Annotated in this window: 1 protein-coding gene; it reads left to right on the plus strand. The window is 40.4% G+C overall.

The features are described 5' to 3' along the window. Nucleotides 1-24: 24 nt before the first annotated feature. Nucleotides 25-270 (plus strand): transposase (locus tag ACEN33_RS12540; RefSeq protein WP_407095222.1); only part of this gene is annotated, 246 nt, incomplete at its 3' end.

Here is a 270-nt window from a genome sequence, read left to right on the forward strand (position 1 = left end):
ATTCACAGAAAAGAGGACTTCCCTATGAACAATCTTACTACAGATATCTTACAGACTCTAGCTACAAAAGGTGATTTGAACGAATTATTCCGTTCGCACTTGGAATTAGCCGTAAATACGCTCCTGAGAACAGAGCTGACTGCCTTTTTAGATTATGAGAAGTATGAGCGGATTGGTTTCCATTCAGGTAACTCTCGCAATGGCACCTATGACCGTAAGGTCAAAACAGAATATGGTGAACTTAAGCTACAGATTCCACGTGATCGTAAT

The organism is Ruoffia sp. FAM 24228 (assembly GCF_045528575.1).
In the GTDB taxonomy this organism is placed as follows: Bacteria; Bacillota; Bacilli; order Lactobacillales; family Aerococcaceae; genus Ruoffia; species Ruoffia halotolerans.